The sequence below is a fragment of the Costertonia aggregata genome (assembly GCF_013402795.1).
Classification (GTDB): Bacteria; Bacteroidota; Bacteroidia; order Flavobacteriales; family Flavobacteriaceae; genus Costertonia; species Costertonia aggregata.
The window spans coordinates 3,187,714-3,203,300 of the sequence record NZ_CP058595.1 but is presented as its reverse complement, the minus strand read 5'-3'; the positions used below and the strand labels follow the sequence as shown (position 1 = coordinate 3,203,300).

Here is a 15,587-nt window from a genome sequence, read left to right as displayed (position 1 = left end):
CACGATTCCCATTTTTAAAACAAATCGTATGAATCTTCGATGGTATAGTTCGCTTTATGTTTTTGGCGATGCAGATTGAACGCTGCACTAATCAGTCCGAGATGAGTAAAGGCCTGGGGGAAATTTCCCAAATGCCTCCCCGACTCGTCCATTTCTTCGGCGAAAAGTCCGAGGTGGTTGCCATAGCCCAGCAATTTTTGAAAGTAGTGGGTCGCCTTTTCCAATTGTCCGCCACGTGCCAGACATTCCACATACCAAAAGGCTCCGACCAAAAAAGTGCCTTCCGTTTCACGGCTTTTAACTAAAATCTCGTCATCCATATTCCGATACATAAGTACATCGGTCTTCAATTGGTCCTCAATAACTTTCAAAGTTTTGAGCCATTTACTATCATATGGACTTATAAATTGCACTAATGGCATGATTAGAAGTGAGGAATCGACCGTTTGTGCATCTTTAAAATGAACAGATGAGTCCAATTCTTCGTTCCAGAAATTGTCGTAAATATCCTTATGGATTAGGTTTCTGTTCTTTATCCATCGTTCCAAATCGGTAGGAAAAGAACGCTTCCGAACTAATTTAATAGCCCTATCCAAGGCCACCCAACACATGACCCGCGTGTAAAGGTAATGTCGTTTAGTCTCGCGCACTTCCCAAATGCCATGGTCGGCGGAATTCCAGTTTTTACAGACAAATTCCAGTAGCTGCTCAATATGTTCCCAAAAGGAAAATGTGATAGGCTCGCCATATTTATCGAAAAGATATATGGTATCCATCAACTCGCCGAAAATATCCAATTGCAGCTGTTCCGTGGCCTTGTTACCAATTCGTACCGGTTTTGAATTTGCATATCCTTCGAGATTCACTTCCTTTTCGGTCAAATCCCTTGTACCATCGACTCGATACATGATCTGCAAATCGATGTCGCCATTGAGGTTATCTTCTATACAATTGTGAATCCACCGCATAAAATCTTTTGCCTCGTCGAAAAAACCCATTCGCATAAACGCATACATTGAAAAGGCGGCATCTCTAATCCAAGTGAAACGGTAATCATAGTTGCGGGTGCCGCCAATTTTTTCAGGCAAAGAAAAAGTTGCGGCTGCGACGGTAGCGCCATATTCGCTACTCGTCAAAAGTTTCAGTGTGAGGGCAGAGCGTCGAACAGAATCGGCAAAGGCCCCTTCATACTGACAGGCCTTAATCCAATTCCGCCAGTATTTGACCGTAGCTTCCAATTGTGAAGAAGCATAATCATTCAGATTGTCTTGAAGGTTTTTTGTGTTGCCCAATATAAAAATGGCGACTTGGCTTTCCTCCAATGAAAAGGATGCTATAAATTCATCACTTTTTTTGAATAATTTCAGATTGCTCGAAAAACCGAATTCATTATTGGTCTCATCAATTTTGCAATAGAAGAACTTTCCATTGATATTAATCGGTTTGCATTGGGCCTGCCCATATTCGGGACGGATATCCAAATCAAACGAAAAAGTGGCATCCCCACGAATTGGCTTGACGATTCGGATAATCTGATTCTGTCTTTCCCCATCGTTAGAGATTGGCATAAAATCGATAATATCAATAGTGTGGTCTTTTGAAAAAAAACGGGTCAGCAGTACATTGGTGTCCAGCAAATAATCTTGACTGATTTAGTTGCTTCGATTTTTGGTCGAATTCGGAATGAGCCTCCCTTTTGGTTGTCCAATAGTTTGGTAAAAATGGATGGGGAATCGAACCTAGGAAAACAGAAAAAGTCGATAGCGCCCTCTCTATGGACCAGTGCCGTGGTCTTGCAATTGCCGATAATGCCGTAATCCGCGATCGGTGGATAGTTTTGATTGGTCATCTATTTTTTATTCTTTTTTATTCCAATTCATCAGAAGGAATTTCACAAGCTTTTCCATGACCAATAAGGCATATTCGGTCAAATTGTATCAACTTGCGCGCACCCAACCGTTTGCTAATCGCTTTTTTATAGATGTACTGGAACATGGCCTCGGGCAAGTGAACCTTTAAAAGTTCCAAATCGGTTTCATTTTTACAGATGATTTCCTTGGTATCCTTATTGATAACCGTAAAAAAATAGGTTGGTTTCTCCATGGCTTATATTCATTTTGGGGATTTATTCAAAGCTAGAAGGAAAAACAACCGACTATTGCTTTATAAAATTCAAAGGTAAACTCAATCAATTATTTCATGGATTCCATGAATTTTTTTGAAGTCAATTTTTAAACGTTATGCGACTTCGAACACCACCGATATTTAAGTTATTTAAAGAAGTAAAACCCTAAATTACAATGCCATGCACAAAACGAAGGAAATACGTTGGTTTTTCAGAACTGAGAACAAGAAAATCAAGGCATGGTTCGAAAGCCAGCCCTTCGACACCCATGAAGACCGAACCGATCATTATCTAGAATTGACCAATAAGGAAGTCGGGGTCAAGACCCGCGAAGGGAAAATCGAGGTCAAACAACGTATCGGTACTAGGGCGAAAGGGTGTTTAAACCCAAATATATGGGGATGCTACGACAATTTTATTAAATGGAGTTTCGAGGTTTCCGAAAATGATAATCAATTCAATAAAATTATGAATTTTGGAGAACCAAAGTGGTGTGCCGTAAAAAAAGCGCGCAATCTGGCGCAGTTGACCCAAGAAAATGGCATTACGGTTGTCAAACCAATGTCGATCAACCTAGCCAACGGATGTCAAATCGAATATACAAGCTTAAGCGTAGAAAATGAGATTTGGCATACGTGCGGATTGGAATGGTTCGGAAATGAGTGTCTCCATTTGGATGATGCCATTATTACCGATATCTTCGGAACAACAAAATTGAAAATGAATCAGTCAAAAGGTTATGCCGCTTTTTTGGCGAATCTAAAAGCTGGCCAACCGAGAAGGCCGATCGAGAATCGTCTTTTTGCCAGTAACTAAACCGATTTGTAGTACTTCATCGCTAGTTCATACTATATTATATTGGCTTTAATCCCAAATAACTGAAATTTATTTTTCCTAAATGATCGACATCAATGTAATCTGATTGTATATCATACGCCGCTTTTAAGGATTCGATTTCAGGAGCTTCGTACCGGGAAAGTAAAGAATGGGATAATAAAATATATTCGTCCGTAGCCAAATTATTTTTAAGCAATCGATGTACCGCGATAACATCCTCGCCCATAAGCTTGATGTTCTTTCCAATCGGCACGAGACCGACTTCTTCCCCAAAATGCAAAATGATTTTCAAACCCAGTAACTCCGGTATTTTGTTGGCGCCTTCATGACCATTATGTTTTTTTCGCAATTGGGCCATCCGCTTGTAAAATTCGGTATGGAAATAGTGACATTGATCAATGAGCGTCTTCAAGGTCGGTAGATTCCCACTACGATAGAACAGCACGGCATCGCCTTCTATTTCCGAAATTTTCAGTCCGATTTCATTGGAATAGATTATTTGGTTCAATAAGGCGGGTATAACCTTTGAACTTAACTCGAAATCGATTTCCCGCATAAATTGCGTAAACCCACTAATGTCGGGAATGCAAAGCAAGGTGGGTTGTGCAGTCATTATTTTTTTTGGCAATGTACTTAAGGGAAAAATAGATAATTGATCGGATTGCAAGTAATATTACTTCTTATCAAGTCAGTAGATATATAATTTTAAACTTAATATCGCATCAGCAACCTGTAAATAAATTAATTATGGCGATTAAAATCAGTAAATACACGAAAAGAGCGATTACCGGGGGCGTTATTTCTTTGGCCGTTATTTTAACAGGGTCATTTCTATTGGGAGAGCTCAGTGGGTATGAGGCCAAGGTACTAATCAAAAATTCACTTTCGGGCCTGAATATGTTGTGCAACACCATCGTTCTGGCCTCGGCAACCATTCTAGCACTATTGCTTACTTTATTGGGATTAAGTTCAGGTACAAAATCAAAATTGAAAGATGACCACTATCGACACGTGCTGCTTATCGCTAAGTTCGATACGGTCGTTTTCATTGCCTCATTGATGTCCTTTTTGCTATTCAATTTACCGATTACGGAATCGGATAATGTGCCCAACAATTGGTTCAATATTATTTATTACACCAGTTTGGCAATTTCAAGCATACTGAGTGCGGCATTAATCGTGGTCGTTTTAATGCTTTATAATACCGTTGTCAATATTATCAAAATTGTAGGCCTTGGGGAAACCGACCATTACCTTACCGTTAGTGAAGATGAAAAAACAGGTGCTGAAAAAAGCAATGAAAAGAATTAAAACTCAAAATGTAAAGCGAACTCGGCTTCACACGAAGTGACCCACTTTCAAAATTTAATAATGACCATAACATTGGCAACAAACCAATCCACTATCCTTTTTTATCAAAATTCAAAAGTTTTTTCATCAACTTTCTGCCACGTCTTCCATCAAAAAATCATCAATAGGCCGCTCATGCGATTTATGCAAGACAGATATGTCGCCAGTGGTTTCAAAAATGACGGCTTTGACTTCCGAAAGTTCTACCACATTGGCCTCCCGTAACTTTGCCCTTAAGTCGGATTTTGCTACCCTTCCCTTTCTTAGATTGTCTTCAAGAATGACGGGGCCTTTCATCAGCAGCAATGGTTTATTATCCATCAAATTTTTTATAGTGTCATTTCTTCGAATGTAGGCAGCACCCAATTGGAGCAAATAGACAGCAACAATGCCGATGATACCATCCATCAAACTGACGGATTTCGATAAGATCGTTGTCGCGATAATCGAACCCACCGCCACGGTCATGGCGAAATCAAAGCTCGACATTTTCGAAAAACTTCGTTTTCCGCAAAGCCGGGTCATTCCGATTACGACGACATAAATTCCCAAAGCCGAAATGCAAATGGCACCCAACGCATTCCACGAAAATGTAAACCAATCTTCCATATTGTCTTATTATCTAGTAGTAAATCAGGTCATGCTTAAATGATGTCAAGTATAATCCCAAAAAAAAATTCAGCCTTTCCTTGTTTCCTTCGGAATCCATTACCCAACTAAGTATATACATGGAATTACTGATAGACCTTTTTAATTCCAAAACTTTTTCTCTACAAATAAAATCCCTTCGAAGGTTTCCTTCAGTTATTCCAAATCCGCTAAAGACTTAACCTTGTTCAAATTTACCTGTATGCGCATTTTTTGGTCCCTGAGCAACGCTCCAATGGCCATAGGAAAGGAATCGTTATTCAATGTATTCTTATAATCCTCCAACGATTGACGTTCTATCTGTAATGCCTTTTCCAATAGGGCCTCATCCGTATCCGTTGAAAAAAAATCCTTTATATCCAACCACATTCTATTAAGAACTCCAAATGCACTACCTATTTTTCGCGTATAGTTGTACTGATTTTTGAATTCAAAATTCAAGGACTCGGCAAACTTCTTTCGCTCCTTTGAGCGTTTTGTAAAGTAGTCTTTTAGATATTTATTTTTCGAAAGTTCAGCTGCCTTTTCGAAGGTCTTCGCTGCATCGATAATTTTTTCTAGAATATCATCTAACCTATTTAATTCCGTTTTTTTGGCATCCATGCTTTCCATAATTTAAACCAATTGAGAGTTTTTCGTCTAATATTTATTTTTGAAAGCCAACTGCTGATCGGACCACCAGTCGTAATTTTTCCATATCGTCAGCCTACTGTTTTTGCTTCTCGCTGATTCTTTCTTTTTTTATCCTTGAAATACCGATAGCCCATATAGGCCAATTGAAGCCCCACGGCCATCATCTTGAATTTTCTGCCCCTAACTAAGGTCGAGGCAAGACCAAGTATTGTCCTTGTTTTCATATTATTTTTTTTAAAGATCACAATTGATCATCCAGTTGGTACCATAGCGATCTGTAAATCGCGCAAATAGCGCATTCCACTCACGTTCGCGAAGGTCATGATGGATCTGCCCACCTGATGACAATTTATCATACAGTTCCCTCGCCTTGTCCTTATTGTCTACATCGATACTTAAATGCTGTTTGGTCCCATTGGTCAAAGGGGTGTCGGGTGCGGCATCGTAAGCCATAAAATGGACACCCTTTCCCTGTAATTCCGCATGTTGCAAACGGTCGCGAAAGGCCGATGGCACATCGATTTTTTTGTCGGCATAGGTCTGGCGATTTTTTACTTCCGCATCAAAACAATCCGCGTAAAAATTAAGTGCCTCTTGGCAATTACCGCCAAAGGCTAAATAGGCTTGTACTTTCATATAATTATGTTTTAAGTTTTTAAATGATTTTAAATTTGGCACTGGACATTTGTAACGGTACTTATGGTTCTCAAATTCTACACACCTAATCAAAGTCTCAATTTAGTCAGGAACGACTAAACAGGTTGATCGTAAAAAATCAGTCCTTAATGCAAACCCTATTTATGATGAAAATCGAATGGACATGACATTTGCTTTTTTGGAGTATTGATTTCAATTATTTTGAGGTTATCTTGTACCTATAAATAACCTGTTGGAATGAAAAAAATAGCACTCGCCATAGTAGCCGCGCTTTTACTATTCGGATTTTTAGTATTTCTCTCGATTAGGGAAACGTCAGAGGAATTCAGAACCTGTGAAATCTTGAACATTGCCGATGTTGAAAAGCGAGATTTTAGGGAATACGATTCCGTTTTGGTAGCGGCCAATTCACTTTATGATGCCGATTGGGTCAAACGTTTTATGCAGGGCGAACAATATCGGGATGCTTGGGGAACACCTGTACAAGTGCCAATTATTTTTCTGGACACCTTGTTGGGTGGTTTGAAAGTGATTGAGGAAGGAGGCGGAATGCAGACCCATTCATTGGAAGTCGAAGATCCCCTCGGAATTCGATATACCTTCCGGAGCATTACCAAAGACCCGACCAAATTGATACCCGACATTGCCCGGGATTTAGGCCTGGAAAATGTCGTGGTGGATGGCATTTCCGCACAACATCCGTACGCTTCCGTACCGGTGGCGAAGTTGGCCGAATATGCAAAAATAGTGCATACGCATCCCAAGATATATTTTGTGCCCAAGCAATCCCAATTGGGTGAATACAACGAGAAATATGGGAATCGGCTCTACCTGTTCGAATATGAATCAGAAGGTGCGGTCAATTGGACACCCTTTGAAAATATCCTTGAAATACTGGATACCGAAGATGTTCAAGAATGGAAGATGGAAGGTAAGCCGATTACGGTTGACAAATCCGCCCTCATACGCGCCCGACTTTTCGATTTGATCATTGGCGATTGGGACCGGCATGCCAAACAATGGGGATGGGCCGTTGAACAAAAATCAGATTCGTTAGTCGCCCATCCGATTCCTGCCGATAGGGACAATGCCTTCTTTAAATTGGAAGGGGTGCTCCCGACAATCATTTCGAATGATATTCTGCTACCGGAAATGCAAACCTTCGAAAAAGACATTGAATATATGCCGGGCTTGGTTCGGCCATTTGATGTCTATTTTTTAAAAGGAGTTTCTCTAGAGCAATTTATTGAGGAATCAAAATTTCTGCAGGTTGCGCTGACGAATACCGCGATTATGGAGGCTTTTAAGGTTTGGCCCCAGGCAATCAAAGCGTTAAACGGGAAAGAAATTATCGAAAAGCTTAAAGCTAGGCGCGACGGTATTGTCGATTATGCCAAAAACTTCCATCGCATATTGGATGAAAGACCATTGGAGCCCCTCGTTCTCAAAGGTTCAGAAAATTTGGAAATGAATGAAAGTATGGCCAAATGTTTTGATTGTCTCGATTGAAATATCAGGCGCTCGTTCAAAAAAAAGCATCCCGAAATATAAGGGATGCTCCAATGCCGAATGAAATGACATCTATCCTCCAACGACCTCCCCACCGTTGATATGCAAAATTTGACCCGTCATATAAGTTGAATCCTCACTGGCTAGGTACACATAGGCCGGAGCCACCTCGGAGGGCTGGCCGCATCTGCCCAAGGGGGTATCTTCCCCAAAATCCTCGATATTATCCAATGTAGCGGGAATCAAGGGAGTCCATATAGGCCCGGGTGCAACGCCGTTAACCAAAATATTCTTAGATGCAAGCTGGGCCGATAGGGCTCTCGTGAAGGAAGTAATCGCGCCCTTGGTAGAAGAATAATCGATAAGCGATTCATGGCCTCGGTAACCTGTAATGGAAGTGGTATTGATAATCCGCGCTCCCGAATTCATGTGCGGGAATACTTTTTGCGTCAAGTAAATCATCGCAATGATGTTCGTTTCGAAAGTTTCCTTTAAATGGTCTACTGAAATATTCGTAAAATCTTTTTCGGCATACTGCGTAGCAGCATTATTGACCAAAATATCGATTCGGCCATATTCATCTATGACTTGGGAAACCAACTCCTTGCAGAAATCGAAGTCCTTTAAGTCCCCGGAAATGGTCAAGCAGTTTTGACCTTCGTTTTCAACAAGTTCCTGAGTCTTTCTGGCATCTTCGGTCTCGCTAAGATAAGCGATTGCCACATCGGCTCCTTCTTTAGCGAAATGTACCGCTACGGCGCGACCGATTCCGCTATCGCCACCTGTAATCAAGGCAATCTTCCCTTTTAATTTCTCGCTTCCCTTATACGAATCCTTTATAATTTCAGGCTTGTTTTTCATATTGGCTTCAAGACCCGGGCGTCCCAAATCCTCTTTCCCTTTTGACATTGTTGCTGTTTCTGACATAACATTTTTTTTAGGTTATTGAATCATTATTAGCGATTTCATTTTGACATGTCTGCTGAATCGACTGATATCATAAAATCGCTTAATACGAATATAAGCCTACCCAGTACCCATTTCTTAATGCTAAAAAATCAATGATTGATCCATTCCCTTTCGTCATTTTCCATTATCAAAACCAGCCACTATATTAGACTTGAAAAATAACATAGGTGGCAAAAGTTGTCACGTAAATATTACATAAAAAATATATCATGAAAACATTAAATGATTTATTCGAACACCAGTTAAAGGATTTGTACAGTGCCGAAAACCAGTTGTTGGATGCCTTGCCCAAGGTATTGGAAAATGTGAGCGATAGCGAATTGAAGAATTCCCTCGAATCGCATAAAGAAGAAACGAAAAAGCAAAAAGAACGCATTATCGAAATTTGCGACAGTCTAGGCATCAACCCATCAGGCGAGGAATGCAAGGCGATGAAAGGGTTGATCGAAGAGACCAATCATTTCTTAAAAGAAGATGCGGATGCCGACGTTAAGGATGCCGGTATCATCGCCAACTGCCAACGCATTGAACATTATGAAATTTCCGGATATGGTACGGCCGTTAAATTCGCCAAACAATTAGGTCATCATGACATCGCACAAAAATTGCAGACCACGCTGGACGAAGAGTACAACGCCGATGAGAAATTGGATAATTTGGCCGAAAGCAGAATCAACGAAGAGGCGCAGGCTTAAAAAATTTCTTAATTAAAAATCGTAAGGCGGACCATTTGATGTCCGCCTTATTTTATATCCGACCAAGAACTTTAAACATCAAGAATTTTGAAATACAACTACGAGATATTAGGAAAGGGCAATCACACAATTGTTTTAGTGCATTATTTTGGGGGTAGCGGAAAAAGTTGGGACTGGGTCGCAAAAAGGTTGCGTAAAAAGTTTCGAATCATTACGATAACCTTACCTGGCTTTGGCGGTACTACACCATTGCCCGAACTTTCCATATTTGATTTTGCCAAGTACATCAACGGTTGTATCGAAGAAATCGGGCTGGACAATTATCTTCTGTGTGGTCACTCTATGAGTACCAAACTAGCCCTTTATGCCACCCAAATAACCCGGGGCATACCACCAAAAGGATTGGTCTTAATTGCACCATCCCCGCCAACTATTGAAAAAATGACCGACGAGGAGAAGAACCGAATGTTAAAGCATCCCGATAAAAATGAGGCCATTGCAACCGTTGAAAACGCTACGGTCAAAACATTGCGTAAACGCAGATTTAAATTGGCGGTCGAATCACAATTGCAAATTGATGAAAAAACTTGGGACTGGTGGCTGGAAAAAGGAATGCTACATTCAATTGCCGATAGAATTCAGGGTATTGAAACCCCGACCTTTGTAATCTGCGCCAACGAGGATCCGGTAATTCCAATGAACGATATATTTGAAGAAGTTTTACCTTATTTGCATAAACCGAGATTGATTCAACTCAGTGGCTGTGGCCATTTGATTCCATTGGAGTCTCCCCGCAAATTGGCAAAGCGGCTGCGTCAAATCGCAAACACCGTTCTCAGCTAAGTGTAAGTTGTTTTCAATATTTTGATCATGAAAATAGCTTATGGCCATTTTTTTTATTTATGGGTATATAAACCGTAAAAGTAGTACCGGCTTTTCCATCGGAATCCACATCAATAAAACCCTTATGGATCTCCACGACTCGTTTACATAATGCCAACCCGATACCCGTACCTGCATACGTACTTTTGCTGTGCAACCTACCAAAAGGTTTGAATATATTATCCACTTGCGAAGGGCTTGAATTTAGCACGAAAATCATCTACCTTCACGCAGACTTTGGGAAATTTTCCTGATTTCTAAATTTATAGATGCCTAAAATTGAGATAAATAAAGTTAATGTTGTTACCGTTTTAAAAACTGTTTCCGATAGCTTGAACGGAAATTTTCGGTCAGGTAACGGCGAGGCCATCATGACCATCGATAACGAATATGGGGTAGGCAGTGTCATGGCATTCGACTTCTCCGGTAATATTTCCTGTTTGGTTTATAACATCGAGTTCAAAAATCAAGTGGAGTATTTTATCGAGGAGAAGGAAGAACGCCACTTGTATTTTATTCATGTTCTGCAGGGTTATTTTGCATACAAATTGGAGGCAGAGGCCCATTTCCACAAATTGGGCGAACATGAAAATATCATTGTTGAAATCGACCCCGAACAAAGAACCCAAGTTCGTATCCCAAAGGACATTTCATTGAAATATCTGGTCATTAATGTAGACAACTCGAGCATTGACGTAAATTTCGATAACCCCACCGCCGACCTCAGCGAGGCATTACAGACCGTTTTTTCGACTGAAAAAAATAAGGGACATTATCGGTACCACGGCAAATATTCCTTACCTGTAATGAGCGCGATGAAAGAATTATATAAGTTAAACGAAATAAGTCCGGCAGCTAAAATAATCAAAGAGGGCATTGTTCGCAAAATACTGGGGTATCAATTGCTAGAATACGAACAGAACTTAAAAACACCGTGGCGTAATCTTTTATCAAAAACGGAATTCGATAATTTTCAAAAAATCATCTCGTATATCGAATCGAATCTGTCACAAAAACATTCCGTAGGTAATCTTGCCGAAATTGGAAATTCGTCGGAAAAGAAGATACAACAAATTTTTAAAAGGCTTTACAATAAAACGGCTATCGAGTTTGTCAATGAACTCCGTATGGAGAAAAGCCGGGAGCTGCTATTGGGTTCCAATTTGAACATTACCGAAATAGCCTTTTCACTAGGCTTCTCCAATACAAGTTATTTTACAACGCTTTTTAAAAGAAAATACAAGTACAGCCCCAAAGCATACCAAAAAAAGTTCAAACAGGAATAACTAATGGATTTTATTTAACTTATTTATCCATATAGTTAAAGAATTTAACCGTATCGTTATATTAGCTTTCCTATAAAATTTATAAATTCGACTAATTTCGTGTAAGGACAACCACGCCCCAAAGGGAGTTCGAATATGAACGGGAACATCAAAAAAAAAATCCTTGTCGATGACGATGAAGACAATCGCTTTCTCTTTGCGGAAGCGTTCGAAGACCTTAAGGTAGGCGCAGAACTACTGCTTTTTGAGGATGGTCTTACATTGCTAGAATATTTAAAAAAAAATCGACTGCCATTTAGGTAACTACATATTTCTGAATTTAAACATGCCACAACTCTCGGGAATGGAGTGTTTGAAAATACTGCGCAATCGACAGAAATTGAAAGAAATTTTCGTGACCATTTATTCTACCTCTTCTTAGAACGCGATGTAAATATGGCTTTTGAAAATGGAGCCAACGGCTATCTCAAAAAGCCTACCAGTTTTGGGGTATTTAAAGACTTGATTAAAAAGGCCATACTTGCAAGATTCTCAGCTCAGAGCGGTGAATTGTCTAAGGCAGAATTTTTCTTGAAATGAAACTAACGATTTTTCATCAAAACACAAAATCATCTTTAACCGCCAAGCATATGCCTTAGAGACTGTTTTGAAATGTGTGATTAGTCCCGCAAGAGCGGGATTATAGGTTATTTTTGATGGCCTTTTAGGCAACCACGTACGTGCGGTGTTGAGCATAGCCAAAGCTACGGTCTAAAATTTTAACCCGGCCAAGAGAGAAGCCAAATCATTGGCTTTCGAAAGCGGAGCGAGTTGGCGCGTTGGCCACGCAAAAAAAGGCATAAAACTCTAATCACACATTTCAAATCAGTCTCTTGGTAGGTAAAACAAGAAAAGCGAACATTTCAGAAAATGCCCGCTTTTCGCTAACCAACCAAAAATCTCTTATGCCATAACCCGATTTTTACATCTATCTTGATAATATTTCGGAGTGCAATTGAAACGTTGCTTGAATATTTTGGAGAAATAGCTACGACTTGTAAATCCGATTGTGTACACTATTTCCGAAATGTTGAGTTCCCCAGCTTTAATCAATTCTTCCGCTAATTCCACCCGTTGTTTTTTAATAAAATTCACAACGGTACAACCTTGCAGTACCTTAAATCCTTCTTGCAATTTTGCCGCAGAAAGACCATATTGCCGACATAGATAATCGATGTTATACGAATATTCGGGTCGGTGTTCAATAGTTTCTATCGCCTCATTAACCCTTAGAAGTTCTTTTTTTGTAAGACGGGTATTAAGACCTTGGTGTTTCTCCCTGTCTCTTCGGTATTGCTTTAGTTCCAAGGCCAAGGTAAAATGTATGATACCTTTAATCAGAAGTTTCCGTACCAGACCTGTTTCTCTTATGGTCCTAATCTGTAATAATTGCTCCTTGATTTTTAAATTGAACGTTCCGTGGTATGCGAAGCGTTCAGATTTGCAGACTGTAAAAAATTGATAAAAGAGTTGCTGGTTCAATGCTACGTCTTCGCCCGATTCGCTTTGAAATGTATTCGTTTTATCTACTTTAATTACGGCAAAACTAATAGCCTGTTCCTTCGGAATTTGCAACTTTAATGAGGATTCTTTACTACCCAAAATTACGGTTTGCAATTCTTCGATTGTTCCTCTTTGCCCATTTTCGTTTTTCCATTTGTAATGAAATTGTCCTTCTAGACAATAGATAAAATATAATACCGAACCTGTAGTGTTCTCCAAAACCAATTCGTTATCTTCCTTTAAGTTCAAATTGTACTCGGTATATGAAATTCCTGCCTCAAGCGGAATGGAGACCACTCGCCCGATGCCTTTCTCATTATGGCATTGCATGATGCGGTCTTCTTCAACCTTAGTGATACTTCCACCTAATTGATGGTTCAGTTTGTTAAGTTGTTTATGTTGTAGCTGCATAGTAATCGCTTTTTAAATTGGACATTCAGTGAAAGAAGAATCGATTAATCGATAATTTTGGATTTTTTGGGGGAAGCAACTACATCTTGCTTGACAACAACGCTGTCGTATATTAGCAGTTCATTTTCGCTAATAAGTATTTTTTCGCGTACCGCGCCGACTTTGGCAAATTGTTGATTTTTCATGACTAGATTGTATATTTCTTCATAAGCCCAAATATGAAAAGTTAGGTAAAGATTTCTGTTATACAATTATCAGAAAACGTTGTATAATTTTGCGATTTGCGATTGATTCGTAAATGGAAGGAGAAAAATCAGTTTAAAGAAGGCAAATAAACGGTAAATGTTGCTCCTTTACCTAGTTTACCGGTCGCGCGAATGGCCCCATTGTGCGCACGAACAATTTTTTGGCAAATAGCGAGGCCGAGCCCCGTGCCGGAATACTCATTTTTAGAATGAAGACGTTGAAAAATTTCAAAAATTTTGTCGCTATGCTCTTTTTTGAACCCGATACCGTTATCCTTGAAATCAAGAACCAAATAGCGCGACGGGGTCAAATCAAGACCTTCGCCAATTTCTTTATAGGGGACTACTTTTGAGGATAACGTTATTTTCGGGGGCTGTTCCGTCCCGGAATATTTTAAAGAATTCCCGATTAAATTGGAAAACAATTGATACAACTGAAATTCAATGCCCCACACCTTTGGTAGGTTGTCGGAACGGATTTCCGCACCAAACTCGGCGATGCGTTCCGAAAGGTCATATTTCACATCCGCTAACACGCTGTTCAAATCGACCTTTTTTGGTTTATCTTCAACTTGATCGATTCTGGAATAGGACAAAAGATTGGCAATCAACTCCCGCATACGGTCGGCTGAATCGACCACTTTTTCCAAATACTCCTTTTCTCGTTTTTCCAATCTTTGGGTCGCCTCTCCGCTTAACCGACTGATAAACATTTGTATCTTACGCAAAGGCTCCTGTAAATCGTGACTGGCGACCCTATTGAATGACTCCAACTCCTCGTTGGTACGCTTCAGTTCCAAATTTCGACTTCTCAAATGACGTTCTGCTGCAACCTGCTCTGTAACGTCCAACAATACGCCTACCATGTTCCACTGACCCTCTTTTCTGTAAAACTCTCCAACCGACCGGATCGTTTTTATTTTTTTGTCCTTGGTTATAATGCGGTACGTAGCCTCGGTACGCTCTTTACGCTTCATGATTTCTTCGTAATTGGCTTCGAGCACGGGCAAATCATCAGGATGCACAAACGACATGAACTTGGACACGGTCGGTTCAAATTCGTTGGGCTCATATCCGAATAGACGAAAAGCATTTGCGCTATATTGTATCTCGTCCTCCCCTAAATTCCATTTGTAGCTTCCGATATTGGCTACATATTCGGCTTCGGAAAGCAATTTGTTCTGAACATCAAGCTCAATTTCGAATTCCTTTTCCTTGGTAATGTTCTTTGAAAAAACCAATACATCATCGTCAAGTTTTACAGCCCGAGATGAAAACCAAAAATCGATTTCATTAAAGGTATATTTCCGTTGAAATTCTTTAGGTTTTCCCGTTTCATGACACCCGACCAATTCTTCAAAAACACCATTCTCAAAATTATCTGGATAGTATTCCGACATGCGCTTACCGATAATTGCATCGACATCTTCCTTGGTTGCCTCGTTCATTCGGTTATTGACATAGTGAATGGTAAAATCCGTTATTTCCCCGGCCTGGTCGACTATGGGCCTGAACAGACTAATGACACTATTGCTTTGGTCGAGGACACGTCGGGCAAAGGTGCGTTCGGCATCCAAGGTATCGATTTTGGCAATCAAATCGGCCTGCGACTTTTTAACCTGTTCCTTGATTTTTTTTCGGGAAATTTTGTCCTCCCCTATAATTAACTTTTTTTTAGGACTTTTCATTTAATCTTACACTATTTAGATATCGAAGTCATATAGACTTTTTCTCAATTCTGTGAGGTCATTATTGCGCAATGTAGATAGAAAGAAAAAGTTGCCCCGAGAACGAAACA

The 15,587-nt window shown here is 40.0% G+C and carries 21 protein-coding genes; 8 read left to right on the top strand and 13 right to left on the bottom strand.

What is annotated here, in order from left to right:
- Positions 1 to 14 precede the first annotated feature (14 nt).
- From HYG79_RS14785 to HYG79_RS14780, 3 genes are read right to left on the bottom strand one after another with little or no spacing between them, the layout of a single operon-like run.
- A complete protein-coding gene (locus HYG79_RS14785) occupies positions 15 to 1,637 on the bottom strand; it encodes a glycoside hydrolase family 15 protein (RefSeq protein WP_179242838.1) in 1,623 nt (540 codons plus the stop codon).
- Positions 1,613 to 1,849 carry a trehalase-like domain-containing protein gene (locus tag HYG79_RS18290; RefSeq protein ID WP_228027882.1) on the bottom strand — a complete coding sequence of 79 codons (237 nt, stop codon included), beginning with the start codon at positions 1,847 to 1,849 and terminating at the stop codon, positions 1,613 to 1,615. Before HYG79_RS18290 ends, HYG79_RS14785 begins: the two co-directional genes overlap by 25 nt.
- Before the next feature lie 17 nt (positions 1,850 to 1,866).
- Positions 1,867 to 2,103 (bottom strand): hypothetical protein, encoded by a 237-nt coding sequence (locus HYG79_RS14780; protein WP_179242837.1) that lies wholly within the window; start codon positions 2,101 to 2,103, stop codon positions 1,867 to 1,869.
- A 202-nt stretch (positions 2,104 to 2,305) separates the two neighbouring features.
- Between HYG79_RS14780 and HYG79_RS14775 the strand changes: the two genes are divergently transcribed.
- Entirely contained in the window at positions 2,306 to 2,941 is a 636-nt protein-coding gene (locus HYG79_RS14775; protein WP_179242836.1) for a hypothetical protein, read from the top strand.
- A gap of 37 nt (positions 2,942 to 2,978) precedes the next feature.
- Here the strand turns inward: HYG79_RS14775 and HYG79_RS14770 are convergent, their stop codons facing one another.
- On the bottom strand, positions 2,979 to 3,575 hold the full coding sequence (locus tag HYG79_RS14770; RefSeq protein ID WP_179242835.1) for a DUF2652 domain-containing protein: 597 nt from the start codon (positions 3,573 to 3,575) through the stop codon (positions 2,979 to 2,981).
- A 134-nt stretch (positions 3,576 to 3,709) separates the two neighbouring features.
- Here HYG79_RS14770 and HYG79_RS14765 point away from each other — a divergent pair, with 134 nt between their 5' ends.
- Complete coding sequence (locus HYG79_RS14765) at positions 3,710 to 4,273, top strand: hypothetical protein (protein WP_179242834.1); 564 nt, start codon at positions 3,710 to 3,712, stop codon at positions 4,271 to 4,273.
- Between the two features lie 126 nt (positions 4,274 to 4,399).
- On the opposite strand, the gene HYG79_RS14760 is transcribed toward HYG79_RS14765, so the two are convergent.
- The 4 genes from HYG79_RS14760 to HYG79_RS14745 form a co-directional block, all read right to left on the bottom strand.
- The gene (locus HYG79_RS14760; protein WP_179242833.1) at positions 4,400 to 4,921 is read right to left on the bottom strand and encodes a DUF421 domain-containing protein; all 522 of its coding nucleotides are present in this window, start codon (positions 4,919 to 4,921) and stop codon (positions 4,400 to 4,402) included.
- A 195-nt stretch (positions 4,922 to 5,116) separates the two neighbouring features.
- Entirely contained in the window at positions 5,117 to 5,563 is a 447-nt protein-coding gene (locus HYG79_RS14755; RefSeq protein WP_179242832.1) for a PA2169 family four-helix-bundle protein, read from the bottom strand.
- A 98-nt stretch (positions 5,564 to 5,661) separates the two neighbouring features.
- Complete coding sequence (locus tag HYG79_RS14750; RefSeq protein WP_179242831.1) at positions 5,662 to 5,817, bottom strand: hypothetical protein; 156 nt, start codon at positions 5,815 to 5,817, stop codon at positions 5,662 to 5,664.
- Positions 5,818 to 5,827: 10 nt separating this feature from the next.
- Positions 5,828 to 6,229, bottom strand: a complete 402-nt coding sequence (locus HYG79_RS14745) for a VOC family protein (RefSeq protein ID WP_179242830.1) — start codon at positions 6,227 to 6,229, stop codon at positions 5,828 to 5,830.
- A 258-nt stretch (positions 6,230 to 6,487) separates the two neighbouring features.
- Here HYG79_RS14745 and HYG79_RS14740 point away from each other — a divergent pair, with 258 nt between their 5' ends.
- Positions 6,488 to 7,759 (top strand): hypothetical protein, encoded by a 1,272-nt coding sequence (locus HYG79_RS14740; protein WP_179242829.1) that lies wholly within the window; start codon positions 6,488 to 6,490, stop codon positions 7,757 to 7,759.
- Between the two features lie 72 nt (positions 7,760 to 7,831).
- Here the strand turns inward: HYG79_RS14740 and HYG79_RS14735 are convergent, their stop codons facing one another.
- Complete coding sequence (locus tag HYG79_RS14735; protein WP_228027881.1) at positions 7,832 to 8,686, bottom strand: SDR family oxidoreductase; 855 nt, start codon at positions 8,684 to 8,686, stop codon at positions 7,832 to 7,834.
- A gap of 251 nt (positions 8,687 to 8,937) precedes the next feature.
- Between HYG79_RS14735 and HYG79_RS14730 the strand changes: the two genes are divergently transcribed.
- Together HYG79_RS14730 and HYG79_RS14725 are read left to right on the top strand one after the other, a co-directional pair.
- Entirely contained in the window at positions 8,938 to 9,423 is a 486-nt protein-coding gene (locus tag HYG79_RS14730; RefSeq protein WP_179242828.1) for a YciE/YciF ferroxidase family protein, read from the top strand.
- 87 nt (positions 9,424 to 9,510) lie between these two features.
- A complete protein-coding gene (locus tag HYG79_RS14725) occupies positions 9,511 to 10,266 on the top strand; it encodes an alpha/beta fold hydrolase (RefSeq protein ID WP_179242827.1) in 756 nt (251 codons plus the stop codon).
- Between the two features lie 25 nt (positions 10,267 to 10,291).
- Here HYG79_RS14725 and HYG79_RS14720 read toward each other — a convergent pair whose 3' ends face one another.
- On the bottom strand, positions 10,292 to 10,492 hold the full coding sequence (locus tag HYG79_RS14720) for an ATP-binding protein (RefSeq protein WP_262888977.1): 201 nt from the start codon (positions 10,490 to 10,492) through the stop codon (positions 10,292 to 10,294).
- Between the two features lie 82 nt (positions 10,493 to 10,574).
- On the opposite strand from HYG79_RS14720, the gene HYG79_RS14715 reads away from it, so the two are divergent.
- From HYG79_RS14715 to HYG79_RS14705, 3 genes are all read left to right on the top strand, one after another.
- The gene (locus HYG79_RS14715) at positions 10,575 to 11,591 is read left to right on the top strand and encodes a helix-turn-helix domain-containing protein (protein ID WP_179242825.1); all 1,017 of its coding nucleotides are present in this window, start codon (positions 10,575 to 10,577) and stop codon (positions 11,589 to 11,591) included.
- A 135-nt stretch (positions 11,592 to 11,726) separates the two neighbouring features.
- Positions 11,727 to 11,894 (top strand): response regulator, encoded by a 168-nt coding sequence (locus tag HYG79_RS14710; protein WP_179242824.1) that lies wholly within the window; start codon positions 11,727 to 11,729, stop codon positions 11,892 to 11,894.
- Positions 11,895 to 11,939: 45 nt separating this feature from the next.
- On the top strand, positions 11,940 to 12,170 hold the full coding sequence (locus tag HYG79_RS14705; protein WP_179242823.1) for a response regulator: 231 nt from the start codon (positions 11,940 to 11,942) through the stop codon (positions 12,168 to 12,170).
- A gap of 363 nt (positions 12,171 to 12,533) precedes the next feature.
- On the opposite strand, the gene HYG79_RS14700 is transcribed toward HYG79_RS14705, so the two are convergent.
- The 3 genes from HYG79_RS14700 to HYG79_RS14690 all read right to left on the bottom strand — a co-directional run bounded on the left by HYG79_RS14700 (position 12,534) and on the right by HYG79_RS14690 (position 15,477).
- Positions 12,534 to 13,544 (bottom strand): helix-turn-helix domain-containing protein, encoded by a 1,011-nt coding sequence (locus tag HYG79_RS14700; protein ID WP_179242822.1) that lies wholly within the window; start codon positions 13,542 to 13,544, stop codon positions 12,534 to 12,536.
- Between the two features lie 44 nt (positions 13,545 to 13,588).
- Entirely contained in the window at positions 13,589 to 13,729 is a 141-nt protein-coding gene (locus HYG79_RS14695) for a hypothetical protein (RefSeq protein WP_179242821.1), read from the bottom strand.
- A gap of 128 nt (positions 13,730 to 13,857) precedes the next feature.
- Entirely contained in the window at positions 13,858 to 15,477 is a 1,620-nt protein-coding gene (locus HYG79_RS14690; RefSeq protein ID WP_179242820.1) for a PAS domain-containing sensor histidine kinase, read from the bottom strand.
- Between the last annotated feature and the right edge of the window lie 110 nt (positions 15,478 to 15,587).

Excerpts from the sequence above, each read along its gene's own strand:
- HYG79_RS18290 (WP_228027882.1), bottom strand. The coding sequence starts at position 1,849 with ATGACCAATCAAAACTATCCACCGATCGCGGATTACGGCATTATCGGC.
- HYG79_RS14780 (WP_179242837.1), bottom strand. The coding sequence starts at position 2,103 with ATGGAGAAACCAACCTATTTTTTTACGGTTATCAATAAGGATACCAAG.
- HYG79_RS14775 (WP_179242836.1), top strand. The coding sequence starts at position 2,306 with ATGCACAAAACGAAGGAAATACGTTGGTTTTTCAGAACTGAGAACAAG.
- HYG79_RS14770 (WP_179242835.1), bottom strand. The coding sequence starts at position 3,575 with ATGACTGCACAACCCACCTTGCTTTGCATTCCCGACATTAGTGGGTTT.
- HYG79_RS14765 (WP_179242834.1), top strand. The coding sequence starts at position 3,710 with ATGGCGATTAAAATCAGTAAATACACGAAAAGAGCGATTACCGGGGGC.
- HYG79_RS14760 (WP_179242833.1), bottom strand. The coding sequence starts at position 4,921 with ATGGAAGATTGGTTTACATTTTCGTGGAATGCGTTGGGTGCCATTTGC.
- HYG79_RS14755 (WP_179242832.1), bottom strand. The coding sequence starts at position 5,563 with ATGGATGCCAAAAAAACGGAATTAAATAGGTTAGATGATATTCTAGAA.
- HYG79_RS14750 (WP_179242831.1), bottom strand. The coding sequence starts at position 5,817 with ATGAAAACAAGGACAATACTTGGTCTTGCCTCGACCTTAGTTAGGGGC.
- HYG79_RS14745 (WP_179242830.1), bottom strand. The coding sequence starts at position 6,229 with ATGAAAGTACAAGCCTATTTAGCCTTTGGCGGTAATTGCCAAGAGGCA.
- HYG79_RS14740 (WP_179242829.1), top strand. The coding sequence starts at position 6,488 with ATGAAAAAAATAGCACTCGCCATAGTAGCCGCGCTTTTACTATTCGGA.
- HYG79_RS14735 (WP_228027881.1), bottom strand. The coding sequence starts at position 8,686 with ATGTCAGAAACAGCAACAATGTCAAAAGGGAAAGAGGATTTGGGACGC.
- HYG79_RS14730 (WP_179242828.1), top strand. The coding sequence starts at position 8,938 with ATGAAAACATTAAATGATTTATTCGAACACCAGTTAAAGGATTTGTAC.
- HYG79_RS14715 (WP_179242825.1), top strand. The coding sequence starts at position 10,575 with ATGCCTAAAATTGAGATAAATAAAGTTAATGTTGTTACCGTTTTAAAA.
- HYG79_RS14710 (WP_179242824.1), top strand. The coding sequence starts at position 11,727 with ATGAACGGGAACATCAAAAAAAAAATCCTTGTCGATGACGATGAAGAC.
- HYG79_RS14700 (WP_179242822.1), bottom strand. The coding sequence starts at position 13,544 with ATGCAGCTACAACATAAACAACTTAACAAACTGAACCATCAATTAGGT.
- HYG79_RS14695 (WP_179242821.1), bottom strand. The coding sequence starts at position 13,729 with ATGAAAAATCAACAATTTGCCAAAGTCGGCGCGGTACGCGAAAAAATA.
- HYG79_RS14690 (WP_179242820.1), bottom strand. The coding sequence starts at position 15,477 with ATGAAAAGTCCTAAAAAAAAGTTAATTATAGGGGAGGACAAAATTTCC.